This is a genomic window from Microbispora triticiradicis, assembly GCF_005864065.1.
GTDB lineage: Bacteria > Actinomycetota > Actinomycetes > Streptosporangiales > Streptosporangiaceae > Microbispora > Microbispora triticiradicis.
Window position 1 is genome coordinate 240,769 of record NZ_VANP01000004.1, and the last position, 20,587, is coordinate 261,355.

The 20,587-nt window shown below is 73.0% G+C and carries 18 protein-coding genes; 11 read left to right on the forward strand and 7 right to left on the reverse strand.

What is annotated here, in order from left to right:
* Positions 1–94: 94 nt before the first annotated feature.
* Together FED44_RS12475 and FED44_RS12480 are read right to left on the reverse strand one after the other, a co-directional pair.
* Positions 95–1,102: an RNA polymerase subunit sigma-70 gene (locus FED44_RS12475; protein WP_138460741.1), complete on the reverse strand. Its 1,008-nt coding sequence runs from the start codon at positions 1,100–1,102 to the stop codon at positions 95–97.
* 107 nt (positions 1,103–1,209) lie between these two features.
* Positions 1,210–2,511, reverse strand: a complete 1,302-nt coding sequence (locus FED44_RS12480) for an APC family permease (protein WP_262367221.1) — start codon at positions 2,509–2,511, stop codon at positions 1,210–1,212.
* Between the two features lie 92 nt (positions 2,512–2,603).
* Between FED44_RS12480 and FED44_RS12485 the strand changes: the two genes are divergently transcribed.
* From FED44_RS12485 to FED44_RS12505, 5 genes are all read left to right on the forward strand, one after another.
* Complete coding sequence (locus tag FED44_RS12485; protein WP_396698402.1) at positions 2,604–3,092, forward strand: helix-turn-helix transcriptional regulator; 489 nt, start codon at positions 2,604–2,606, stop codon at positions 3,090–3,092.
* Between the two features lie 5 nt (positions 3,093–3,097).
* On the forward strand, positions 3,098–3,508 hold the full coding sequence (locus tag FED44_RS12490; RefSeq protein WP_187406001.1) for a VOC family protein: 411 nt from the start codon (positions 3,098–3,100) through the stop codon (positions 3,506–3,508).
* Between the two features lie 127 nt (positions 3,509–3,635).
* Complete coding sequence (locus FED44_RS12495) at positions 3,636–6,017, forward strand: ATP-binding cassette domain-containing protein (RefSeq protein ID WP_138460743.1); 2,382 nt, start codon at positions 3,636–3,638, stop codon at positions 6,015–6,017.
* A gap of 261 nt (positions 6,018–6,278) precedes the next feature.
* On the forward strand, positions 6,279–6,977 hold the full coding sequence (locus FED44_RS12500) for a TetR/AcrR family transcriptional regulator (protein WP_138460744.1): 699 nt from the start codon (positions 6,279–6,281) through the stop codon (positions 6,975–6,977).
* The gene (locus FED44_RS12505) at positions 6,974–7,879 is read left to right on the forward strand and encodes an alpha/beta fold hydrolase (RefSeq protein ID WP_138460745.1); all 906 of its coding nucleotides are present in this window, start codon (positions 6,974–6,976) and stop codon (positions 7,877–7,879) included. The genes FED44_RS12500 and FED44_RS12505 overlap by 4 nt, the downstream gene beginning before the upstream one ends.
* A gap of 86 nt (positions 7,880–7,965) precedes the next feature.
* Here FED44_RS12505 and FED44_RS12510 read toward each other — a convergent pair whose 3' ends face one another.
* A complete protein-coding gene (locus FED44_RS12510) occupies positions 7,966–9,459 on the reverse strand; it encodes a class I adenylate-forming enzyme family protein (RefSeq protein ID WP_208758947.1) in 1,494 nt (497 codons plus the stop codon).
* The gene (locus FED44_RS12515) at positions 9,443–10,996 is read right to left on the reverse strand and encodes an NAD(P)-binding domain-containing protein (RefSeq protein WP_138460746.1); all 1,554 of its coding nucleotides are present in this window, start codon (positions 10,994–10,996) and stop codon (positions 9,443–9,445) included. Before FED44_RS12515 ends, FED44_RS12510 begins: the two co-directional genes overlap by 17 nt.
* 62 nt (positions 10,997–11,058) lie before the next feature.
* Between FED44_RS12515 and FED44_RS12520 the strand changes: the two genes are divergently transcribed.
* The 5 genes from FED44_RS12520 (at position 11,059) to FED44_RS12540 (ending at position 16,577) form a co-directional block, all read left to right on the forward strand.
* Positions 11,059–12,549, forward strand: coding sequence for an aromatic amino acid ammonia-lyase (locus FED44_RS12520; protein ID WP_138460747.1), 1,491 nt, complete (start codon positions 11,059–11,061; stop codon positions 12,547–12,549).
* A gap of 69 nt (positions 12,550–12,618) precedes the next feature.
* Positions 12,619–14,148 carry a serine/threonine-protein kinase gene (locus tag FED44_RS36365; protein ID WP_187406002.1) on the forward strand — a complete coding sequence of 510 codons (1,530 nt, stop codon included), beginning with the start codon at positions 12,619–12,621 and terminating at the stop codon, positions 14,146–14,148.
* Positions 14,149–14,186: 38 nt separating this feature from the next.
* A complete protein-coding gene (locus tag FED44_RS12530) occupies positions 14,187–14,498 on the forward strand; it encodes a VOC family protein (protein ID WP_111699355.1) in 312 nt (103 codons plus the stop codon).
* A gap of 64 nt (positions 14,499–14,562) precedes the next feature.
* Positions 14,563–15,183, forward strand: a complete 621-nt coding sequence (locus tag FED44_RS12535; protein ID WP_111699354.1) for a TetR/AcrR family transcriptional regulator — start codon at positions 14,563–14,565, stop codon at positions 15,181–15,183.
* Between the two features lie 32 nt (positions 15,184–15,215).
* Positions 15,216–16,577, forward strand: coding sequence for an MFS transporter (locus tag FED44_RS12540; protein WP_244301867.1), 1,362 nt, complete (start codon positions 15,216–15,218; stop codon positions 16,575–16,577).
* Between the two features lie 17 nt (positions 16,578–16,594).
* Here FED44_RS12540 and FED44_RS12545 read toward each other — a convergent pair whose 3' ends face one another.
* The gene (locus tag FED44_RS12545) at positions 16,595–17,668 is read right to left on the reverse strand and encodes a methyltransferase domain-containing protein (protein WP_138460748.1); all 1,074 of its coding nucleotides are present in this window, start codon (positions 17,666–17,668) and stop codon (positions 16,595–16,597) included.
* A gap of 416 nt (positions 17,669–18,084) precedes the next feature.
* On the opposite strand from FED44_RS12545, the gene FED44_RS12550 reads away from it, so the two are divergent.
* The gene (locus tag FED44_RS12550; RefSeq protein WP_138460749.1) at positions 18,085–18,900 is read left to right on the forward strand and encodes a putative protein N(5)-glutamine methyltransferase; all 816 of its coding nucleotides are present in this window, start codon (positions 18,085–18,087) and stop codon (positions 18,898–18,900) included.
* A gap of 23 nt (positions 18,901–18,923) precedes the next feature.
* Here FED44_RS12550 and FED44_RS12555 read toward each other — a convergent pair whose 3' ends face one another.
* Entirely contained in the window at positions 18,924–19,892 is a 969-nt protein-coding gene (locus FED44_RS12555; protein ID WP_111698484.1) for a pentapeptide repeat-containing protein, read from the reverse strand.
* The gene (locus FED44_RS12560) at positions 19,885–20,505 is read right to left on the reverse strand and encodes a TetR/AcrR family transcriptional regulator (protein ID WP_138460750.1); all 621 of its coding nucleotides are present in this window, start codon (positions 20,503–20,505) and stop codon (positions 19,885–19,887) included. The genes FED44_RS12555 and FED44_RS12560 overlap by 8 nt, the downstream gene beginning before the upstream one ends.
* Between the last annotated feature and the right edge of the window lie 82 nt (positions 20,506–20,587).

Consider the following 20,587-nt stretch of genomic DNA (forward strand, 5'->3'; position numbering starts at 1 on the left):
CGTCGGTGTTCAGCTGGTCGGGGTGCTCATCCCCCGGTGACTTCGGTGACGGCGGCCCGTGCGCCGGACTCGTCGACGATGGTGACGTGTCTGATCACAGCGTCGCGGGCAGGCCCAGCCATGGTTTGTCGGTGGCGTCGAATCCGGTGAGTTCGGCGATCCTGCCGTCGACGATGTGCAGGACCGCGATGGTGAACAGACGGTGTTCCGGGTCGCCGGGGGTGCGGAGGTACAGCGCGGCGGCAGGCATGCGGTTGACCGTGGTGGCGGTGCAGCGCCAGTCGTCGTAGCCGCGCTGGAAGAGCCCGTTGGAGACCCAGCCGTCCACCGCCTCCTTGGCCGTGACGGTCACGGTGCCCGGGTCGGGCAGCATCGTGAAGCGCAGGTCGTCGCGCAGCAGGGCCGTCAGCCCGTCGAGGTCGTTGCGCTCATGGGCCTCGATGTACGACTTCACCACGCCGCGCTCGTCATCCGACAGCTCGTGCGCGGCAGGGCGCCGCCAGTCGAGGCGGCGGTCGGGCAGCTGCTCGCGCATCGTCACGCGCGCCCGCTGCAGCGCGCTGGTCACCGATGCGACGGTCAGTTCGAGGGCGCCGGCGGTCTTCGACGCCGGCCAGCCGAGGACGTCGCGCAGGATGAACACCGCCCGCTGCCGTGGCGGCAGGTGCTGGACGGCGACGATGAACGCCAGCTCGATCGTCTCCCGCACCACCACCGATTCCTGCGGGTCCTCCGGGAGCATTCGGTCCGGGTAGGGCTGCAGGTAGCGCACTTCGGAGCCCGCGCCCGGCAGCTCGGCAGGCACGGGTGTACGGTCGTCGCGCTTCTCCAGGAAGTCGAGGCAGGCGTTCGTCGCGATCCGGTGCAGCCAGGTCCGCAGCGCGGCGTCGCCCTTGAACGACTCCCGCTTGTTCCACACCCGCAGGAACGTCTCCTGCGTCATGTCCTGGGCGTCCTCGTAGTGCGCGAGCATCCGGTAGCAGTGCACCTGCAGCTCACGCCGGTAGTGCTCCGTGATGAGCGCGAACTGTGCCGCGTCGTTCGAGCGGGCCGCCGCGATGAACGCGGCCTTGTCGTCGCCTGGCGGTCTGGCGTCGGTCATGGTCGTCAATCCTTCCGCGGGTGGCGAGGGGTTACCAGAACTGACGACGTGGTGGAGGATTTCTGATCGGTGAAGCCGCTGACACCGGGCCGTTCGCAGGAGGGCCCTCACGGGCCCGCCCTTCGGGCGCGGCGGCGCAGGGCCAGCCATCGGCCGGCCAGACCGGCGGCGAACATGACCAGCCCGGCGAGCACGGACGGCCAGGGCAGGGTGGCGACCAGGGTCAGGCAGCCGGCGACGCCGAGCAGGTTGAGCGCGCGCGGCCAGCGGCGCTCGGACGCGGGCTGGGTGAACGCCGAGGCGTTCGCGACGGCATAGTAGACGAGGACGCCGAAGGAGGAGAAGCCGATGACCCCGCGCAGGTCGGCGGTGGCGACCAGGACGCAGACGACGGCGGCCAGGGCGATCTCGGCGTGGTGCGGCACCCGGTAGCGGGGGTGGACGGCCGCCAGCCAGCCCGGCAGGTCGCGGTGGCGGGCCATGGCCAGGCCGGTGCGGCCGATCCCGGCCATCAGGGCGAGCAGCGCGCCCAGCGCCGCCGGCGTCGCGCCCGCCCGCACCACCGGGGCCAGGCCGCCGGCGCCCGCCGCCTCGACCGCGGTGGTCAGCGGCGCGGACGAGGCGGCGAGCCGGGACGGCCCGGCGGCCAGCAGCGCCGCGACCCCGACCACCAGGTAGACGGCCACGGTGACGAACAGGGCGATCGGGATCGCGCGGGGAATGGTGCGGCCCGGGTCGCGGACCTCCTCGCCCATGGTGGCCACGCGGGCGTATCCGGCGAAGGCGAAGAACAGCAGCCCCGCGGCCTGGAGGACGCCGTACGCACCGCCGGTGCCCCGCCAGTCGCCCAGGCTGTCCGGCGCGGCGCCGCCACTCAGGACGATCCCCGTCAGCACGACGGCCAGGGCGGTCAGGGTGGCGGTGACGAGCACCCGGGTGAGCAGGACGGTCCTGGTGACGCCGTGGTAGTTCAGCGCGGCCAGCCCCAGCACGGCCGCGACGGCGACGGCCCGCTGCGCCCACCAGGGGCCGGGCACCGCGTAGGAGGCGAAGGTGAGCGCCATGGCGGCGCACGACGCCGTCTTGCCGACGACGAAGCCCCACCCGGCCGTGAACCCCCACCAGTGGCCGAGGCGTTCGCGGCCGTAGACGTAGGTGCCGCCGGAGACCGGGTGGATCGCGGCCAGTTGGGCGGAGGCGACCGCGTTGCAGTACGCGATCACCGCGGCGATCACCAGCCCGATCAGCAGGCCCGTGCCCGCGGCCCGCGCGGCGGGACCGAACGCGGCGAACACGCCCGCCCCGATCATCGACCCCAGCCCGATGACCACCGCGTCCGCCGTGCCCAGCCGGCGCGCGAGGCCGCCGTGGTCCTGCCCGTACGGCCCGGTTCGTGGCTGGGAGGCCACCGCACCCCCTTGGGGTCGTTTACATCAAACGTGTTTGATGTATCGTCCGCGTCGCCGCGTCCCGGAGTCAAGCCGTCCCGGCGGCCGGGGGCATGGGCCGCCGAGAGGGCGTCGCGGCGTACGATGCCCCTGTGACCAGCACACCCGTCTCCGCACAGCGCCGCGCCGACCTCGCGCGGCTGCGCCGCGTCCGGGACCGGATCGACCGGGAGTACGCCCAGCCGCTCGACGTCGAGGCGCTCGCCCGTGGCGTGAACATGTCCGCCGGGCACCTGAGCCGCCAGTTCCGGCTCGCCTACGGAGAGTCGCCGTACGGCTATCTGATGACCCGCCGTATCGAGCGGGCCATGGCGTTGCTGCGCCGCGGCGACCTCGGCGTCACCGAGGTCTGCTTCGCGGTCGGCTGCTCGTCGCTGGGCACCTTCAGCACCCGCTTCACCGAACTGGTCGGCATGCCGCCGAGCGCCTACCGCCGCGCCGCGGCGGGCGCGACGGCGGGGATGCCGTCGTGCGTCGCGAAACAGGTGACCCGGCCGGTCAGGAATCGAGAAGCGCGGACCACCGCGCCGAAACTAGCCTGACCTGTATGAACCTCACCATTCACGCGACCTTCCTCCCGCACGACGACCCCGAGGCCTCGCTCGTCTTCTACCGCGACACCCTCGGCTTCGAGGTCCGGAACGACGTCGGGTACGGCGGCATGCGCTGGATCACGGTCGGCCCCGCCGGGCAGCCCGGCACGTCCATCGTCCTCCACCCACCGGCCGCCGACCCCGGCATCACCGAGGAGGAACGCCGCGTCATCGCCGAGATGATGGCGAAGGGCACCTACGGGATACTCACCCTGGCCACCGACGACCTCGACGGCACCTTCGACAGGCTGCAGGCCGGCGACGCCGAGGTCGTCCAGGAACCGACCGACCAGCCGTACGGGGTGCGCGACTGCGCCTTCCGCGACCCTTCGGGCAACCTGATCCGCATCAACCAGGTCGGCTGACGCGCGGCCGGCCCGGCCCGGGCCACGCCGCCGCGCCGGAGCCGCCGATCGGGTAGACAGGGGGACCGTTGCCGCGACCGCAGTTCGCCGGTACGGCCCCGCGTACGCACATGGAGACAGAGACACGATGAGCTTGCCCCCGAGCCAGGACACCCCGCCGCACGCGGCCGACAGCCATGATCTGATCCGCGTGCACGGTGCGCGGGAGAACAACCTCAAGGACGTCAGCGTCGAGATCCCCAAGCGCCGGCTGACCGTCTTCACCGGCGTCTCCGGCTCGGGCAAGAGCTCGCTGGTGTTCGGCACGATCGCCGCGGAGTCGCAGCGCCTGATCAACGAGACCTACAGCGCGTTCGTGCAGGGCTTCATGCCGGCGCTGGCACGGCCCGAGGTGGACGTGCTCGACGGCCTGACCACCGCGATCATCGTGGACCAGCAGCGGATGGGCGCCAACCCCCGCTCCACGGTCGGCACCGTCACCGACGCCAACGCGATGCTGCGCATCCTGTTCAGCCGGCTCGGCAAGCCGTACATCGGCTCGCCCCAGGCGTTCTCCTTCAACGTCGCCTCGATCAGCGGAGCGGGCGCGGTCACCATGGAGCGGGCCGGGCAGACCGTGAAGGAGCGCCGCAGCTTCAACGTCACCGGCGGCATGTGCCCCCGCTGCGAGGGCATGGGCCGGGTCTCCGACATCGACCTGTCCCAGCTGTACGACGACTCCAAGTCACTGAACGAGGGCGCGCTCACGATCCCCGGCTACAGCGTCGACGGCTGGTACGGCCGCATCTTCAGCGGCTCCGGCTTCTTCGACCCCGACAAGCCGATCCGCGACTTCACCAAGACCGAACTGAACGATCTGCTCCACAAGGAGCCGACCAAGATCAAGGTCGACAACATCAACCTCACCTACGAGGGCCTGATCCCGCGCATCCAGAAGTCGATGCTGTCCAAGGACAAGGAGGCGCTGCAGCCGCACGTCCGGGCGTTCGTGGAGCGGGCGGTGACGTTCACCACCTGCCCCGACTGCGGCGGCACGCGGCTCAGCGAGGCCGCCCGGTCGTCGAAGATCGGCGATGTCAGCATCGCCGACGCCTGCGCGATGCAGATCAGCGACCTGGCCGAGTGGGTGCGCGGCCTGGACGAGCCGTCGGTCGCGCCGCTTCTGGCCACGCTGCAGCAGACCCTCGACTCGTTCACGGAGATCGGCCTGGGTTATCTCTCGCTCGACCGGCCCTCGGGCACGCTGTCGGGCGGCGAGGCCCAGCGCGTCAAGATGATCCGTCATCTCGGTTCCTCGCTCACCGACGTCACCTACGTCTTCGACGAGCCCACCACCGGCCTGCACCCCCACGACATCCAGCGCATGAACGACCTGCTCCTGCGGCTGCGCGACAAGGGGAACACGGTGCTCGTCGTGGAGCACAAGCCGCAGACCATCGCGATCGCCGACCACGTCGTCGACCTCGGCCCCGGCGCGGGAACGGCGGGCGGCACCGTCTGCTACGAGGGCGACGTCAAGGGGCTGCGGAGCGCCGGCACCGTTACCGGCCGCCATCTCGACGACCGGACCCGGCTCAAGGAGACCGTGCGGACGCCCTCCGGCAGCCTGGAGATCCGCGGCGCTAGCACCCACAACCTGCGCGACGTCGACGTCGACATCCCGCTCGGGGTGCTCGTCGTCGTCACCGGCGTCGCCGGCTCCGGCAAGAGCTCCCTCGTCCGCGGGTCGATCCCCGCCGGCGCGGGCGTGGTGTCGGTCGACCAGGGCGCGATCCGCGGCTCGCGGCGCAGCAACCCCGCGACGTACACCGGGCTGCTCGACCCGATCCGTAAGGCGTTCGCGAAGGCAAACGGCGTGAAGCCGGCGCTGTTCAGCGCCAACTCCGAGGGCGCCTGCCCGGCCTGCAACGGCGCCGGCGTCATCTACGTCGACCTCGCGATGATGGCCGGTGTCGCGACCACCTGCGAGGAGTGCGAGGGCAAGCGCTTCCAGGCCGCGGTGCTCGGCTACACCCTCGGCGGCAAGGACATCAGCGAGGTGCTCGCGATGCCGGTGACCGAGGCCGAGGAGTTCTTCGGCGCCGGTCCGGCCCGCACCCCGGCCGCCCACCGCATCCTCCGCCGGCTCGCCGACGTCGGGCTCGGCTACCTCAGCCTCGGCCAGCCGCTCACCACCCTGTCGGGCGGCGAGCGGCAGCGGCTCAAGCTGGCCACCCACATGGCCGACGACGGCGGCGTCTACGTCCTCGACGAGCCCACCACCGGCCTCCACCTCGCCGACGTCGAGCAGCTGCTGGGCCTGCTCGACCGGCTCGTCGACTCCGGCAAGTCGGTCGTCGTCATCGAGCACCACCCGGCGGTCATGGCGCACGCCGACTGGATCATCGACCTCGGGCCCGGCGCCGGTCACGACGGCGGCCGGATCGTCTTCGAGGGCGTCCCCGCCGACCTCGTGGCCGCCCGCTCCACCCTCACCGGCGAGCACCTCGCCGACTACGTCGGCGCGTGACCGCGGCGCACCGGCGCATGGTATCGGGCAGCCTGGTGTCCCGGTGAGGGACTTCAGGCTGCCGCATACCGGGATACCGGTAGCACTGCAGAAATTTCCGATGACCGAGCCGGGTGAGCGCCCGCCGCCGCATGGGGTGGCCACGTCCGGTCACAGCCCTCACGGGGGAGGACCGCGACCGGCGACGACGCGGCCGGCCTGGCTGTACTGACCGGAGACGTTGGTTGATGGGGTTCAGCCCTATGTATTACGATACGGTCCGTGACGTATCGAAATAGTGTTGACGGGGCGGCGCGCGGCCGTCCCCGTGATGCGGCTCTGGATCAGCGGATCACTGCTGTCGTGCTGGAGGTGCTGGCGGAGTCCGGTTACGAGGGGGTGTCCTTCGAGGAGGTCGCCCGGCGGTGCCAGACATCCAAGGCGAGCCTGTATCGACGGTGGGGGTCCAAGCGGGAGATGGTGATCGCTGCGGTCAAGGCTGGGCCCGCACGGCGCGGGGCCGGCGAGCCGATCGCCACGGGCAGCCTGCGCGGGGATGTGTTGAGCCTGTGTCGGCGCCTGGACCAGACCATGCGCGCCGCGGACAGTCAGACCGCGATGCTGCTCTTGCAGGCGGGCCTGGAGGACCCGGACCTGTGCGAGGCCATCGAGAACGCCATCGGCCCGACAGGAGCCCGGTTGCCGCGACAGGTCATCGACGCCGCGATCGCGCGCGGCGAGCTGCCCGACGGCGCGGACCCTTTCGCATTCGAGGAGGTGGTCGGTGCCGCCCTCCTGCTGCGACGGGTCAACGACCTCGCAGTCGACGAGGAGTACCTGTCCGCACTCGTCGACACCATCGTCATCCCAGCCCTGAAGGCATCGTCCGGGCGGGCCCCCCTGCCCGCCGGGATCTTCTCCGGCCACCCGGCCCCCACCGCCCATGAGACCGCCGCGCCTGACGCGAAGGAGAACGCATGACCAGCCGCCTGACGATCAACGGCTTCGACTACCAGGCCATCCCCGGCACCAACGGCGTCAACCTCAACGTCGCGGTCGGCGGGAGCGGGCCGGCCGTGGTCCTCCTGCATGGGTTCCCGCAGACCCACTACATGTGGCGCCACGTCGCGGCGAGACTCGCCGACGACCACACGGTTATCATCCCTGACCTGCGCGGATACGGCGACAGCGACAAGCCGGACGGGAGTGACCCCTCCACGTACTCCAAGCGCACGATGGCACAGGACATTGTAACGGTCGCGTCCGCCCTCGGCGTGGACCGTTTCGGGCTCGTCGGGCACGACCGCGGTGCACTGGTCGCCGTCCGCGCAGGCTTGGACCACCCCGCCGTCGTGGACTACCTGGGGATCCTCGACGTCCTGCCCACCCTCGACACGTGGGCCGTTCTGCAGGGAGTAGACGCCAAGGTCGCCTGGCACCTGTACCTGATGGCTCAGCCCATCGGGCTTCCCGAGAAGATGATCCGCGCGGTCGCTCCGGAGTTCTTCGGCTCCTTCCTGGACGCATGGGACGCCAGCGGCACGACTTTCACCCATGAGGAGCGCGCCTACTACATCGACAGCTCGGTCGCCGCGATCGACTCCATCGTGGCTGACTACCGTGCCACCGCGAGCATCGATCTGGAGATGGATCGAGCCGACCGTGAGCGTGGCGAGCAGCTCGCGATGCCGGTGGGCGTCATCTCACAGGACTGGGGCTCCCAGCTTGGCTTCGACGCCGCATCGCTGTGGCGGGCCTGGGCGCCGGACCTTACCTACCAGCCGACCGCATCAGGGCACTTCATGGCCGAAGAGAATCCCGACGAGATCGCCACCTTCATCACCACCCTTGCGACGCGCCCGAGCGCGCGCGTAACCAACTGATCGCACCCACATCACCGCACCGAGGGGCGCGCCACCATCGGCAGGCCCCTACCCAAACGCAGCCCTGACCCCGCGCCACCGCTTTTTCAGGAGAACCTCCCGGACGCCGGTCGGCCTCGGGGTATCGCGGTCGTCAGAAGGCGCTTGTCCGGTTTGCCGTTCGGCGCCGTCGGCACCTCGTCGAGAATGGTGATGGTCGCCGGAACGCATGCCTCGCCGAGCCGCTCACCGACCAGCGCCCGCAGCGAGCCGAGGTCGGGGATCCGGTCCGCCACCGGTACCACGAACGCGTGCACCGCCTCGCCGGTGTCCTCGTCCGGGGCGCCGACCACGTACGCCTCAGCGATGTCGGGGGCGGCGGCCAGGACCCGCTCGATCGGGCCTGCGTAGTAGAGGTTCGCGTTGACGATGACGACGTCCCGTGTCCGCCCGGTCAGGTACAGTCGTCCGTCCTCGTCGAAGTGGCCCAGGTCCCGGGTGCGCACCCACCCGTCCACGAACACCTCCGCGGTCTCCGCCGGCTCGGCCCAGTAGCCGATGGCCTGCGCGGGGGTACGGACGTACAGCTCGCCGTCGACGCCCGGCGGGACGGGCCGGCCGTCCGCGTCCCGGACCTCGACGTCGACGACGTCCGGCGGGAACCCGACCGACGGGGGGACGTCCCGCGGCGTGGCCATGGAGATCGTGCCGGTCTCGGTCTGCCCGTAACCCTGGAACACGACCGGGCCGAGCACGTCCAGTGCCTCGCGGAGCCGGGACGCGTCCAGCGGCGACCCGGACACCATGAGCGCCCGGAGACTGCTCAGGTCGGCCGGGGCGGTGCGCTGGGCGGCGACGAGTTTGTACAGGCGAGGCACGGTGATGACGCTGGCGGTCGCCCGGTACCTGGTGATCGCGTCGGGGAACGCGGGCGGGTCGGCGACGACCATGGTGCCGCCCGCGGCGAGCGTGAGCACGCCGTACTCCATCATCACCTGGCTGCCCAGCGACCCGAACACCAGGTAGCGCCGCAGCCGGGAGGCCAGTTCGCGGATCGCCGGCGGCCACGCCTCCGGGCGGGCCGTCCACGCGGCGTTCATGGCGGCGTAGGTCTGTGCGCAGGCCTTGGGCGTGCCGGTGCTGCCGCTGGTGTAGACGAGCCGGGCGACGTCCTCCGGCCGGCCGGACAGGCGCAGCGGGCCGTCCTCGCCGGACGCGGCCAGCAGCTCGGAGACGGTCAGCGTGCGCGGTGCGTGCTCCGGTCCGGTGGCCGCGTCGGTCACGACCGCGGTGATGTCCTGGTGGAGCACGTGGCGCAACTGGCCGTCGGGCAGTCCGGGCCGCACGCCGACGGCCCGGGCTCCCACGACGTAGGCGGCGATCGTCGCGGCGAACGCCTCCGGGGTGACGCCGAGCATCATGGCGAGGCCGTCCCCCGGCCCGACGGCCGCGGCGCGCAGCCCGGCCGCGATCCGCCGGACGAGGCCGAGCATCTGTGCGCCGGTGACGGCACGGGCGCCGTGCTCGAAGACGGGCCGGTCCCCGGCCGCCTCCAGGAGGTTCAGAACGGCACGCGGGTACGGCTCAGCCGGCGTCGGCAAGGCACTCCTTGACGAAGACGGCCAGGGGCTGCTGGTGCACCTCCGGCAGGTTCCACTGGTTCTCCAGGTTCTCCGCGAGGTGGTGGACGCCGGCCGGCGCGCCGTCCCGGTAGTGCCGCACCACGGGGTGCAGGTAGCTCGCGTCGTGGGCGTTGACGGCGTCGTTCTCGACGACCCTCGGGATCGAGATGTCGAACGGGTCGACGGCGTCGTGGCCCTGGCCGTACTCCAGCGTGACGACGAACGTGTGCCGGGCGCCGCCGAGGCCGCCGTCGGCCACGTACGCCACCGGGACCTCCTCCTGGTACAGCGCGGTGCCTCCGGTCACGGTGACGACGTCGCCGAGCACGCCGAACTGCTGCCAGAGCGCCGACGAGCGGTCGACCCGGGCGATGATCGCGTCGCTGATCGCGTCCGGGGTGGGCTCGATCCGCTCGGCCGGCCAGGTCGCGCCGTGGTACCGGGTGGTCAGGATCCGGTAGAGCGCGCGCACCCCGTACCGGAAACCGTGGATGAACCCGCTGGTGCCCTTCTTGAAGTCGCGTTGCTGGGTGATCGTGCCGGCGAAGTACAGATCAGGCACGTTGACGGACTCGTACGCCGGCGTCTGCTCGGGGAAACGGTCGTTGATGACCAGCGCGGGCCGGCAGCCGTCGTCGAACACCGAGGCGTCGAAGCGGAAACCGGTGCACACGACCACCCGGTCGTAGAACAGCTCGCGCAGCGCCTCCACGGTGCGGGCGTAGCGGAACAGCACCCGGTAGCCGCCGTCGGCGCGGCGTTCGATGCTCTCCACCGTGCCGTCGAGGACCGTGTTCTGGGACTTCAGCTGGTAGCTGTCGAGGAAGTTGTTGTTCACCGCGCGCAGGTGCCCGACGTAGTGCGACTGCCAGGCCATCCTGACCGAGTGCGGCCCGGCGACGTGGATGACCGCGGCCTTGGCCATGAGCGCGTCGGCGGTCTCGAACCCCGAGTTGCCCTTGCCGATCACCAGGACCCGCTGGTCGGCGAAGGACGCCGGGTCGGTCTCGAACGTGTCGTAGCGTTCGGCGTGCTCGACGCCCGGGATCGGCGGGACGTGCAGCTGGGAGACCCCCGTGGCCACGACCAGCCGCCGTCCCCGCCATGAACGTCCGCTGCGATCGGTGGCGGTGAACCCCTCGTCGTCCCGGCCGATCCGGACGACGTCGACGTCGTAGTGCACCTTGACGCCGGTCGCCGCCGCGTAGTCGGACAGGTAGCGCACGAGATCGTCGGCCTGCGGGAAGTACTCCTCGCTGTAGCGGGTGAACAGCAGCTCGGGATCGTCGCTCAGCAGCGAGTTCCAGTCCATCCGCAGCCGCAGCTCCGGGTCCTGGTACCCCGTGTGCACCTTGTTGATGGAGATCAGCTGGCGGTGCCGCGGGAACCGGGTGAAGAAGGTGCCCGGCCCTGCTCCGCGTTCCAGGACGACATAGTCGTGACCGCCGTGTTCGAGCAGTGCGGCCAGCTGCAGCCCGGCCGGTCCGGCCCCGATGATCAGGTAGTCATGCGCCATGAGCCGGAAGCTACGGGCGAATTCTCATAGGATTCTGAGAATCGGCTGTCTACGGTCCGGGCATGCCCGCCGTCGAAGACACCATCGACCTCAGCCTTCCACTGCGCTCAGCCGACCTGCACCGCGCCGCGACACCGGTGTCCGTCGTGGTCGGCGCGGCCGTCCGCGACCGCGTCGAACGCGGCCGTGACTTCCTCCGCGACGTGCGGGAGGAAGAACGTCCGGTCTACGGCGCGACCACCGGCTTCGGCGCCCTGGTCGGGTTCGCCGGCCGGGAGGAGGAAGCGGACCAGTGTGACAACACCCTGGCCCACCTCGGCGCCGGGCAGGGGCCGGATCTGCCCCACGACGTGAGCCGGGCCGCGCTCCTCGTGCGCGCGTGGTCGCTCGCCCAAGGGGCGTCCGGGGTTTCGGCACACGTGGTCGACGGGCTCGCCGCGATGTTCACGACGACGTTCGTCCCGGCGATCCCACGCTACGGCTCGGTCGGCGCGAGCGGGGACCTGATCCCGCTCGCCTATGCCACCCAGGCGCTGCGCGGACGGGGACAGGCCTATCTCGGCGGCTCGCGGATGCCCGCGGCCGAGGCGCTGCGCCAGGCCGGGCTGACCCCGTTGGCACTCGACGGCCGGGACGCCCTCGCGCTCGTCAACGGGACCTCTCTCACCACGGCCGCGACCGCCCTGGCCCTGGACAGCGTCCGGTCCTCGCACCGCGCGCTGCAGGCGCTCACCTGTCTGCTGGTCGATCTGCTCGGCTGTGACCCGGGCTTCCTCCACCCGCGCCTGCTCGACGCCTACGGCCATCCCGGCGCGATCGACGTCGCCGACGGCATGCGCAAGACCCTCGCCGGGATCCTCCCGGCCGGCACACGGGCGCTGCAGGAGCCGTACAGCATCCGCTGCTCCCCGCAACTGCTGGGCGCCGCCGAGGACGCCCTGCGTTACGTCGACGGCGTCGTCGCGGCCGACCTGTCCAGCGTCAGCGACAACCCGCTGTTCTTTCCCGACGACGACCTGGTCGTGCACGGCGGCAACTTCTTCGGGCAGCCGGCCGCGTTCGCCGCCGATGTCCTGGCGACGGTCACCGCCCAGCTCGGCAACCTCGCCGAGCGGCAGCTCGACCTCCTCGTCGACCCGGCCCGCAACGGCGGCCTGCCCCCGATGCTCGCCGCCGGACCCGGCCGTCAGCACGGGATGCAGGGGGTGCAGCTCGCCACGACCGCCTTCGTCGCCGAGATCCGCCGCGCCGCCGTGCCGGCGAGCATGCAGAGCCTGCCGACCAACCTGCACAACCAGGACGTGGTGCCGTTCGGCACCCAGGCCGCCCTTCGCGCCTACGACATGGCCGACCTGCTGCGGCTGCTCTGCGGGTCGCTGGCGGTGGGGCTGCGGCAGGCGGCGCACGTCGGCGCCCGCCACCCCACGGCCCCGGGCTGCGCGGCGCTCCTCGACACCCTGGTCGAGGCGATCCCCGCGGTCGATCCCGACCGCCCGCTGGACGCCGATGTCCGCAAGGCCGCCGAGCTGCTCACCGCGACACTCCCTCTGTGAGCGACAGCCTCCGGGTTATCGCCCATAGCCGTTCCGCACCGGGCCCCCGCGTCGCTAGGGTCCGGTGCCATGGTCACCCCCCTGGAGCCCGACGACCCGCGCGTACTGGGTGAGTTCACACTGAGCGGACGGCTCGGCGAGGGCGGGCAGGGGGTGGTGTTCCTCGGCCGGTCGCCCCGTGGCGAACCGGTCGCGGTGAAGGTGCTCAAGTCGGGGCTCGACTCTTCGGTGAAGGAGCGGCTGGTCCGCGAGCTCGACGCGATTCGCGGAGTCGCGCCCTTCTGCACGGCCCGGGTGCTGACCGCGATGGTCGACGGGCGGATGCCGTACGTGGTGAGCGAGTTCATCGACGGGCCGTCACTGCAGCACCGGGTGGATTCCGGCGGTCCGCTGCTGGGCGGCGAGCTGGAACGCCTCGCGGTCGGCACGGCCACGGCGCTGGCGGCCGTTCACGCGGCCGGGATCGTGCACCGGGACTTCAAGCCGGCCAACGTGCTGCTGGGGCCGGACGGCCCCCGGGTGGTGGACTTCGGCATCGCCAGGCACGGCGAGAGCGACACGATCACGGCGGGCCCGGTCGGCACCCCGGCCTACCTGGCTCCCGAGCAGATCGCCGGAAACCCGGCCACGCCCGCCTCCGACGTGTTCGCCTGGGGAGCCACGATCGTCTTCGCCGCCACGGGCCGCCCGGCCTTCGGCGCCGCCGGCGTCCCCGCCGTCATGCACCGGATCCTGACCGCCGAGCCCGACGTCGCGGCACTGCCCCGGCCGCTGCGCGGAGTGGTCGAACGCTGCCTCGCCAAGGACCCCGCCCGCCGACCGGCCTCCCGCGACCTGCTGCTGGAGCTCGTCGGGGCCACCCCCGACCCGCTTCGGGCGGGCGCGGCCGCGGCGGCCACCAGGCCGGTGCGGCAGGGCGGGACGACCGCGACTCTCCCGGCTGTCCCGCCCTCGGGTCCGGCTTCCCGTACCGGGATCGTCGCCGGGGCGGTGGCCGCCGTGGCCGCGCTGTCGGTCACCGCCGCCCTGCTGGGGCCGCGCCTGCTGTCCACCGGCCCGGCCGGCACCTCGTCGCACACCGCCGAGTCACCGGCACCGCCCGCCGGCTCCAGGCCAGGGGAAACCGTCGCGGAGGACGGCGCGGCCCAGGACGACGCCGTGGCAACGGACGACACCGTGGCAACGGACGACGCCGTGGCAACGGACGACACCGCGGCGACCGACGACGCCGAGGGGGACGCCGCAGCGACTCCGAAGGCCGCTCCCGTCCCGTCGACCACCCCCGGCGGGACGGTTCCGGCCGCGTTCGCCGGCACCTGGGGAGGCCATCTCGTGCCCGACGAGCTCGTGGGAACCAGCGAGGCCGACGTCCAGATCGTGCTGGAGCCGGGCGGGCGCACCGGAAGCTGGAAGGACACCGACAGCTCGTGCCGGGGAGTCCTGACGTTGACACGCAGCTCCGGCACAGCACTCGTCTTCCGGCTGGACAGGTGCGCCCCGGGCAGGATCACCCTGACCCAGGCCGGCGAAGGGCTCGCCTACCGATCGGACGGCAACGAGGGCGACGTCACCTTCCAGGGCCTCCTGATCAAGGACTGACGACTCCAACGGAGCAACCCGCGCAGACAAGGATCCCCATGCCGGCCACTACTGCTCGCTTCACCCTGCTGGTCCTCTACACCGACCGGATGGAGGAGTGCCGCACCTTCTACGGTGCACTCGGCATCGGCTTCACACGGGAGCGACACGGGGACGGCCCGGAGCATTACGCCGCCGTCCTGCCCGACGGCCAGGTCTTCGAGCTCTACCCGGCCACTTCCGAGCGCAGGACCGGCGCCGTACGGCTCGGTATCGGTGTCGACGGCGCCGCCTGCGAGCCGCCGCTGAAGCCCGGCCGGCACGTCGTGACCGATCCGGACGGCAGGGTGATCGAGGTCTACGCGATGTGACCGACACGTCGCGATCTCCGCTTGCGGATAGACAGTGTCTACTCGGGGCTGGTAGACACTGTCTATGAAGACTGAGAGCTCCCTGCGGGAGCGGCTCGTGGAGGTCGGGGTCCACCTCGTGATGACCGAGGGAGCCGCCGCGGTGGGCCTGCGGGAGATCGCCCGCCGGGCGGGGGTGTCGCACGGCGCGCCGCGCCGGTACTTCCCCACCCACCACTCGCTGCTGTCGGCCATCGCCCGCCGGGGCTTCGCCGACCTCGAAGCGCGGTTCTCCGCCGCCATGGCGGGACTGACCTCCCCGCGCGACCTGCTGGGAGTGTTCGCGCGGGAGTACGTCGCGTACGCGCTGGAGTGCCGCGGCATGTTCGAGCTGATGTTCCGCCACGAACTGCTCGACAGCGACAGGCACGGGTCGGACGGGCCGAGGTTGCGGGAGTCCACGCTGCCGCTGTTCGAGCGCCTGGTCGCGCTGGTCGCCGAGTGCCGGAGCGCGGCGAGCCCGCCGGAGGAGCCCGCGGTGACGGCGGCCGCCTTCTGGTCCGCCCTGCACGGGCTCGCGCAGCTGTGGACGTGGGGCAGCCTGCGACTCGTCCTCGACGCCCACGGCGCCGTGCCGGACGGCGAACGCCTCGACCGGCTGGTCGCCGAGGTGCTGGACGCCCACCTCGGGCCCGCGGTCCCGTGACCGGAGCCCCGCGACCCCGCCTGGCGCTGACGGTGAGCGCGGCGGGTGCGATGGTCGTCGCCCTGGACGGCACCGTCCTGGTCGTGGCGCAGCCCAGCCTGCAGCGCGACCTCGCCGCGAGCCTCACGCAGGTCCAGTGGACCAGCACCGGTTACATGGTCGCGGTGGCCGCGCTCCTCGTCGTCGCAGGACGGCTCGGCGACCGCTACGGCCATCGGCGCATGCTGTTCGCCGGCGTGCTCGGCTTCGCGGCCGCCTCGGCCGGCATCGCGCTCGCGCCCGCGATCGGCTGGGTGATCGGCCTGCGGGTCCTCCAGGGCGTGTTCGGCGCGCTGCTCCAGCCGGCGACCCTCGCGTTGCTGAGGCTCGCCTACCCGGCGGACCGGCTCGGGACGGCGATCGCCGTCCGCACCGGCGCCATCGGCGTGGCCGGCGCCGCCGGGCCGGTCGTGGGCGGGGTCGTCGTCGCGGAGCTGGGCTGGCGCACCGTCTTCGTGCTCCAGGTCCCGATCGCCGTCCTGATCGCCGCGCTCACCATCGCCGTGCGCACACCCCGCCCCCAAGGCTCCGTACGGACGCGGCTCGACCTCACGGGCGCGGCCCTGCTCACGGTCGTGCTGGCGCTCGGAGTCCACACGCTGGCCGGCGTGCCCGGGCACGGGTGGACCGCCGGGCCGACGCTGCTCGGGTTTCTCGCCGTCGCGGGCCTGTCGGCCGTGTTCGCGGCACACGAACGCCGGGCCGCGCACCCGATCGTGCCGGCCGCGGTGGCCCGGTCCCTGCCGGTGACGGCGTCGATGCTGCTCCTGCTGGCCGTCACCAGCGGCGTGTTCGGCGCGTTGTTCGCCGTCACCTTCGTGCTGCAGCAGGGGCACGGGCTCGGCCCGCTCGCGGCGGGTGTGCGGCTGCTTCCGGTGACGGTGGTCATGGTCCTCGGCGCGCCCGTGGCAGCCGCCGCCGTGCGCCGGCACGGCCCGCGCCGTACGGCGGTCGCCGGGACGGCGCTCGCGGCCCTCGGCGTCGCGTGCGTGGCCCGGCTCGGCCCGGACGGCTCGTGGACGGCCACCGGCGCGGCCTTCGCCCTGGTCGGCGCCGGGTTCGCGGCCGTCATGGTCACCGCGACCGGGACCGTCGTCGGCGACGCCCCGGCCCGGTACGCCGGAGTCGTCGGCGGGCTCAAGCAGACCGTGATGAACATCGGCCCGAGCCTGGGCATCGCCGTGGCCGCCGGGGTGACGGCCGTGGAGGCCCCCGCCACAGGGTCCACCCTGGGGTCCACCCTGCCGGTCATGGCGGGGCTCGTCGTCCTCGGCCTGTTACCGGCGTCGCTGCTGCCCGCCGGGCCGGCCCCGCGCCCCACGGCACAGCCGGCCGCGGAGGCGGGGGACGCGTAGGCCGTCTCACCGCGCCCTCACCGTGCCCCGCGGGCGGGACTGGGCGCCGTCAACCGGACGAGGAACGACTCGGCCCCGGCGATCCGCACGCGCTGGAGGTGCACGGGCGTGAGGCCCTGACGGAGGGCGAGGGGCAGGTCGCCGACGCCGGGAAGCAGGACCACGGCGGTCCCGCCGGGTGTGAGCACCCGGCGCACCTCCGCCCACCACCGTGCGGGGGACGCGGCGAGCAGGCCGCCGGGAGGGACCTGACCGCCCCAGGGCGGGTTGGCCAGCACACGGTGGGCGACGCCGTCCCGCACCGGCAGCCGTCCGGCGTCGGCGCGGCCGACGGCGACGGGCAGCCCGGCCGCGTTCTCCCGGGCCGCCGTCACCGCTCGCCTGGCCAGGTCGAACCCGTACAGGCGGGCGTCCGGACACTGCCCCGCCGCCTCGATCAGCAGCGTCCCGGCGCCGCAGCAGGGATCGAGCACCGTGTCGCCGGGCTCGACGCCGGCCATCGCCACCATGGCGGCGGCCAGCGGGGGGTGCAGGGTCCCCGGGACCGACTGCCGCTTGTACTCCCGCCGGTGCAGGGGACGCGCGGCGATCCGCAGCAGGAGCGTGGCCCGCTCGCCGTCCAGCGTGACCCGCCAGCCGCTGTGGCCCGGCGGCGGCGCGCCCGCGCCGCGCCGCGAGTGGTAGCCGACCCCCAGCCGGCCGGCCAGGACGCGGCCCACCGCGTCCTCCACGTCGTACCTGGTGAAGGTGCGCCTGCCCAGGAACGACGCCGACACCTCGACGCCGGTGAGCCCGCGGGGGCCGCCGTGGTCACGGCGCAGCCGCGCCAGCGCGGCGAGGTCGGCCGCGCCGGCGAGCCCCGCGAGCGCGGCGGCGCCCTGCCGGGACGCGCCGACGTCCGGGCCCTGCGCCGCCAGCAGGAACACGTCGTCCGCCGTGCGCAGGCCCAGGGCGGGCAGGCGCGAGGCGCGGAACCGCACCTCGCGATGCCCGATGTGCGTGATGACGCCGAGGCCGCGCCGCAGAATCTCGGCGGCGAGCGTCGGCTCCAGCCCGTGGACGCACCGCGCCACCAGGCTCGCCGCCGTCACGGGACGGCGGGAGCGCTGGGACGCGGAGCGGTGAGAGTGACAGCGCGAACGCGCATGGTGATCCTTCTTCTCCCGCGTCGGCCCGGGACGGCACCGCGCCGCCCCGCCTCGTCGGCGACGGGTCGTGCCTCGCTTCGCCGACGGCGGCTAGCGGAGGTGGAAGAAGGACGTGAACGTCATGGCGGCGATCCTAGGGCGCGGGGAAGCAGGTGATCAACCCGGCAGCGTCTCCACCGACGAGCGCCCCGGGCGATGGGAGAGCGTGCTCTGATAATGTGCCGTCCACGGCGGCGACGACGCGAGGAGGTGAGCCCCATTACCGCTGAACAGGTCGGGTGCTCCCTTCTCCCCGTGCATACGGTCCCCTAGAGCGAGGCGACCGCGGGAGCGCCCTCGGCATTCCCGGAAGGCTCCCCATGTCACTGTCATCCCGCTCCCCTGCTCCCTCCCCCGCTCCGCCCGCGATCGTGACCCGGCTGCGCGCCGCCGGTTGCGTGTTCGCCGAGGACGAGGCCCGTCTGCTGGTCGCCGCCGCGCGTACGCCGGCCGAGCTCGACGCCATGGTGCGGCGGCGTGCCGACGGGCTGCCGCTCGAACACGTCCTCGGCTGGGCCGAGTTCTGCGGCCTGCGGCTGGCCGTCGAGCCCGGGGTCTTCGTGCCCCGGCCGCGCACCGGGTTCCTCGTCCGCCAGGCCGCCGCCCTCACCCGCCCGGGGGCCGTCGTCGTCGACCTGTGCTGCGGCACGGGGGCGCTGGGCGCGGCGCTGGCCGCCGCCGCCGCGGGGCCGATCGAGGTGCACGCCGTGGACGTCGATCCCGCCGCCGTGCGCTGCGCCCGCCGCAACCTCGCCGAGGTGGGCGGCCGGGTGTACGAAGGCGACCTGTACGCGCCGCTGCCGGCCGCCCTGCGGGGCCGGGTGGACGTCGTCGTCGCCAGTCCGCCGTACGTGCCCACCCGGGCCATCGGCCTGCTCCCGCCCGAGGCGCGCGAACACGAGCCGAAGGTCGCACTCGACGGCGGCGCCGACGGGCTCGACGTCGTACGGCGGGTCGTCGCCGGGGCGTCCGGATGGCTGGCGCCGGGCGGGAGCCTTCTGGTGGAGACGAGCGAGAGCCAGGCGGGCAAGACCGCCGAAGCAGTCGCCCGCGCCGGGCTCGTCACCCGCCTGACCTGCGACGACGAGCTGGACGCCAGCGCCGTCATCGGGACCCTGCCCGTACCGGCCGGCTGAGCGGCAGGACGCGGGCGCGGTCCCTACCTGCGCCGTTCGCGGGAGCGGGGCCGCCGGGCGGGCGCCCGGCCCGCCGTCGGCGCGGCCTCCGCCTGCCAGTGCTCGGGCCAGTGCGCCGGGCGGGTCAGCGAGGGTGGCAGCACGGTCGCGGCGTCGCCCCTGGCGGCGTTGAGCTGGGCCTGGGTGAGGAAGAGGCACCCGGTCAGGTCGGCGCCGCCGAGGCCGGCGCCCCGCAGGTCCGCGCCGATCAGATCGGCGCCCCGCAGGTCGGCTCCGGTCAGATCCGCGCCGATCAGGTACGCCCCCCGCAGGTTGGCGCCGCGCAGGTCGGCCTTCCTGAGCCGGGCGCCGATGAGGTCGGCCCCCCTGTGGTCGGGCGCGCGGCCCCCGGCGCCGGCCCGGGCGAGCTCGCTCGTCCGCAGCAGCAGTACGTTGACCTTCTCCCGGTGGGCGGCGACGTCCACGTCGAGCAGCTCGCCGGGAGTACCCATGGTGAGGCGCTCGGTCTCGTCGATCGCGCCGCGTACCTCGGAGTGGATCGGGCGGGCCGCGGGCAGGGAGAGTGCCTCGTGCAGGTACCACAGCAGTTCGTGCAGGTGCCGCATTACCGGGAAGACCTCGAACATCCGCGCCGCGGTGTCCGGCTCGTCGCGCCAGCTGCGCCCGAAGGTGACCTGGGAGACTTTCTGCCCCGCGCCGAAGCAGTCGAACACGGTGCAGCCGGGGAAGCCGCTGTCGCGCAGCCGGGAGTGGATGCCGCAGCGGAAGTCGGACTGGAGATTGGGGCACGGCCGCCCGGCGTCCTTGCTGATCGCGAAGTCCGCCGAGGCGGCGAAGGGCAGGGCGACGCAGCACAGCCCGAAGCAGCTCGCGCAGTCGGCCCGCAGGGCGAGCCGGTCGCCGCCGGAGCGGGCGTGGTCGTGCGTGTCGGGCACGTGCTTGATCTCCTTGTGTCCGGTGGGGGCCGCGCGGCCTGTCAGAGGCTCAGGCATGGCTCCGGTGTCCTCCCGTGCGATCGTCGGGGGTGGTCAGGCGCCGGACCAATCGGACCAGCCCGGCGCGGCGCGCTTCGGGGCCGTCCCCGCCGACGCCGGCCGTGATCATGCGCACCACTTGCGGGGCTGTGAACCACCAGGTCGCCAGCGCGTACACCGCGTAGACCAGATGCGCCGGGTCGGACTCTCCGGTGATCAGCCCCTCTTCCTGAGCGGCGGCGAAGGCGGCGACCTTGCCAGCGTAGTGCGCGGCACGCTCGTCCTCGGCGGCCACCTCGGCGCGGCCGCGTTCCAGCCCTTCCCAGGTGAGTAGGCGCAGGAAGTGCGGGTGGGCGCAGTGGTAGTCGAAGACCCGCCCGGCGTACTCGCCCAGGTCGGCCAGGTGCGCGCCGGTCAGCGGCACGGCGGCGGCCACCTTGGCGAGCTCGGCCTCAAGGACGGCGGTGAACAGCTGGCGCTTGCCGCCGAAGTACTGGTAGATCCGCTCCTTGTTCACCCCCGCGCGTACGGCGACGCGGTCCACCCGCGCGCCCTGCGGCCCGTGCTCGGCGAACTCCTCCACCGCCGCCTCCAGCAGCAGCCGCCTCGTCCTGGTGGTGTCCCATGCCATGGGAGCAGCCTACAGAATTCCAACCGCACAGTTGGAATCACGACCGTGCCCGTGCCATACTCCAACCGATCAGTTGGAGATT

Excerpts from the sequence above, each read along its gene's own strand:
- FED44_RS12535 (WP_111699354.1), top strand. The coding sequence starts at position 14,563 with ATGAAGACTGAGAGCTCCCTGCGGGAGCGGCTCGTGGAGGTCGGGGTC.
- FED44_RS36365 (WP_187406002.1), top strand. The coding sequence starts at position 12,619 with ATGGTCACCCCCCTGGAGCCCGACGACCCGCGCGTACTGGGTGAGTTC.
- FED44_RS12530 (WP_111699355.1), top strand. The coding sequence starts at position 14,187 with ATGCCGGCCACTACTGCTCGCTTCACCCTGCTGGTCCTCTACACCGAC.
- FED44_RS12550 (WP_138460749.1), top strand. The coding sequence starts at position 18,085 with ATGTCACTGTCATCCCGCTCCCCTGCTCCCTCCCCCGCTCCGCCCGCG.
- FED44_RS12515 (WP_138460746.1), bottom strand. The coding sequence starts at position 10,996 with ATGGCGCATGACTACCTGATCATCGGGGCCGGACCGGCCGGGCTGCAG.
- FED44_RS12485 (WP_396698402.1), top strand. The coding sequence starts at position 2,604 with ATGGGCCGCCGAGAGGGCGTCGCGGCGTACGATGCCCCTGTGACCAGC.
- FED44_RS12490 (WP_187406001.1), top strand. The coding sequence starts at position 3,098 with ATGAACCTCACCATTCACGCGACCTTCCTCCCGCACGACGACCCCGAG.
- FED44_RS12505 (WP_138460745.1), top strand. The coding sequence starts at position 6,974 with ATGACCAGCCGCCTGACGATCAACGGCTTCGACTACCAGGCCATCCCC.
- FED44_RS12495 (WP_138460743.1), top strand. The coding sequence starts at position 3,636 with ATGAGCTTGCCCCCGAGCCAGGACACCCCGCCGCACGCGGCCGACAGC.
- FED44_RS12475 (WP_138460741.1), bottom strand. The coding sequence starts at position 1,102 with ATGACCGACGCCAGACCGCCAGGCGACGACAAGGCCGCGTTCATCGCG.
- FED44_RS12555 (WP_111698484.1), bottom strand. The coding sequence starts at position 19,892 with ATGCCTGAGCCTCTGACAGGCCGCGCGGCCCCCACCGGACACAAGGAG.
- FED44_RS12560 (WP_138460750.1), bottom strand. The coding sequence starts at position 20,505 with ATGGCATGGGACACCACCAGGACGAGGCGGCTGCTGCTGGAGGCGGCG.
- FED44_RS12520 (WP_138460747.1), top strand. The coding sequence starts at position 11,059 with ATGCCCGCCGTCGAAGACACCATCGACCTCAGCCTTCCACTGCGCTCA.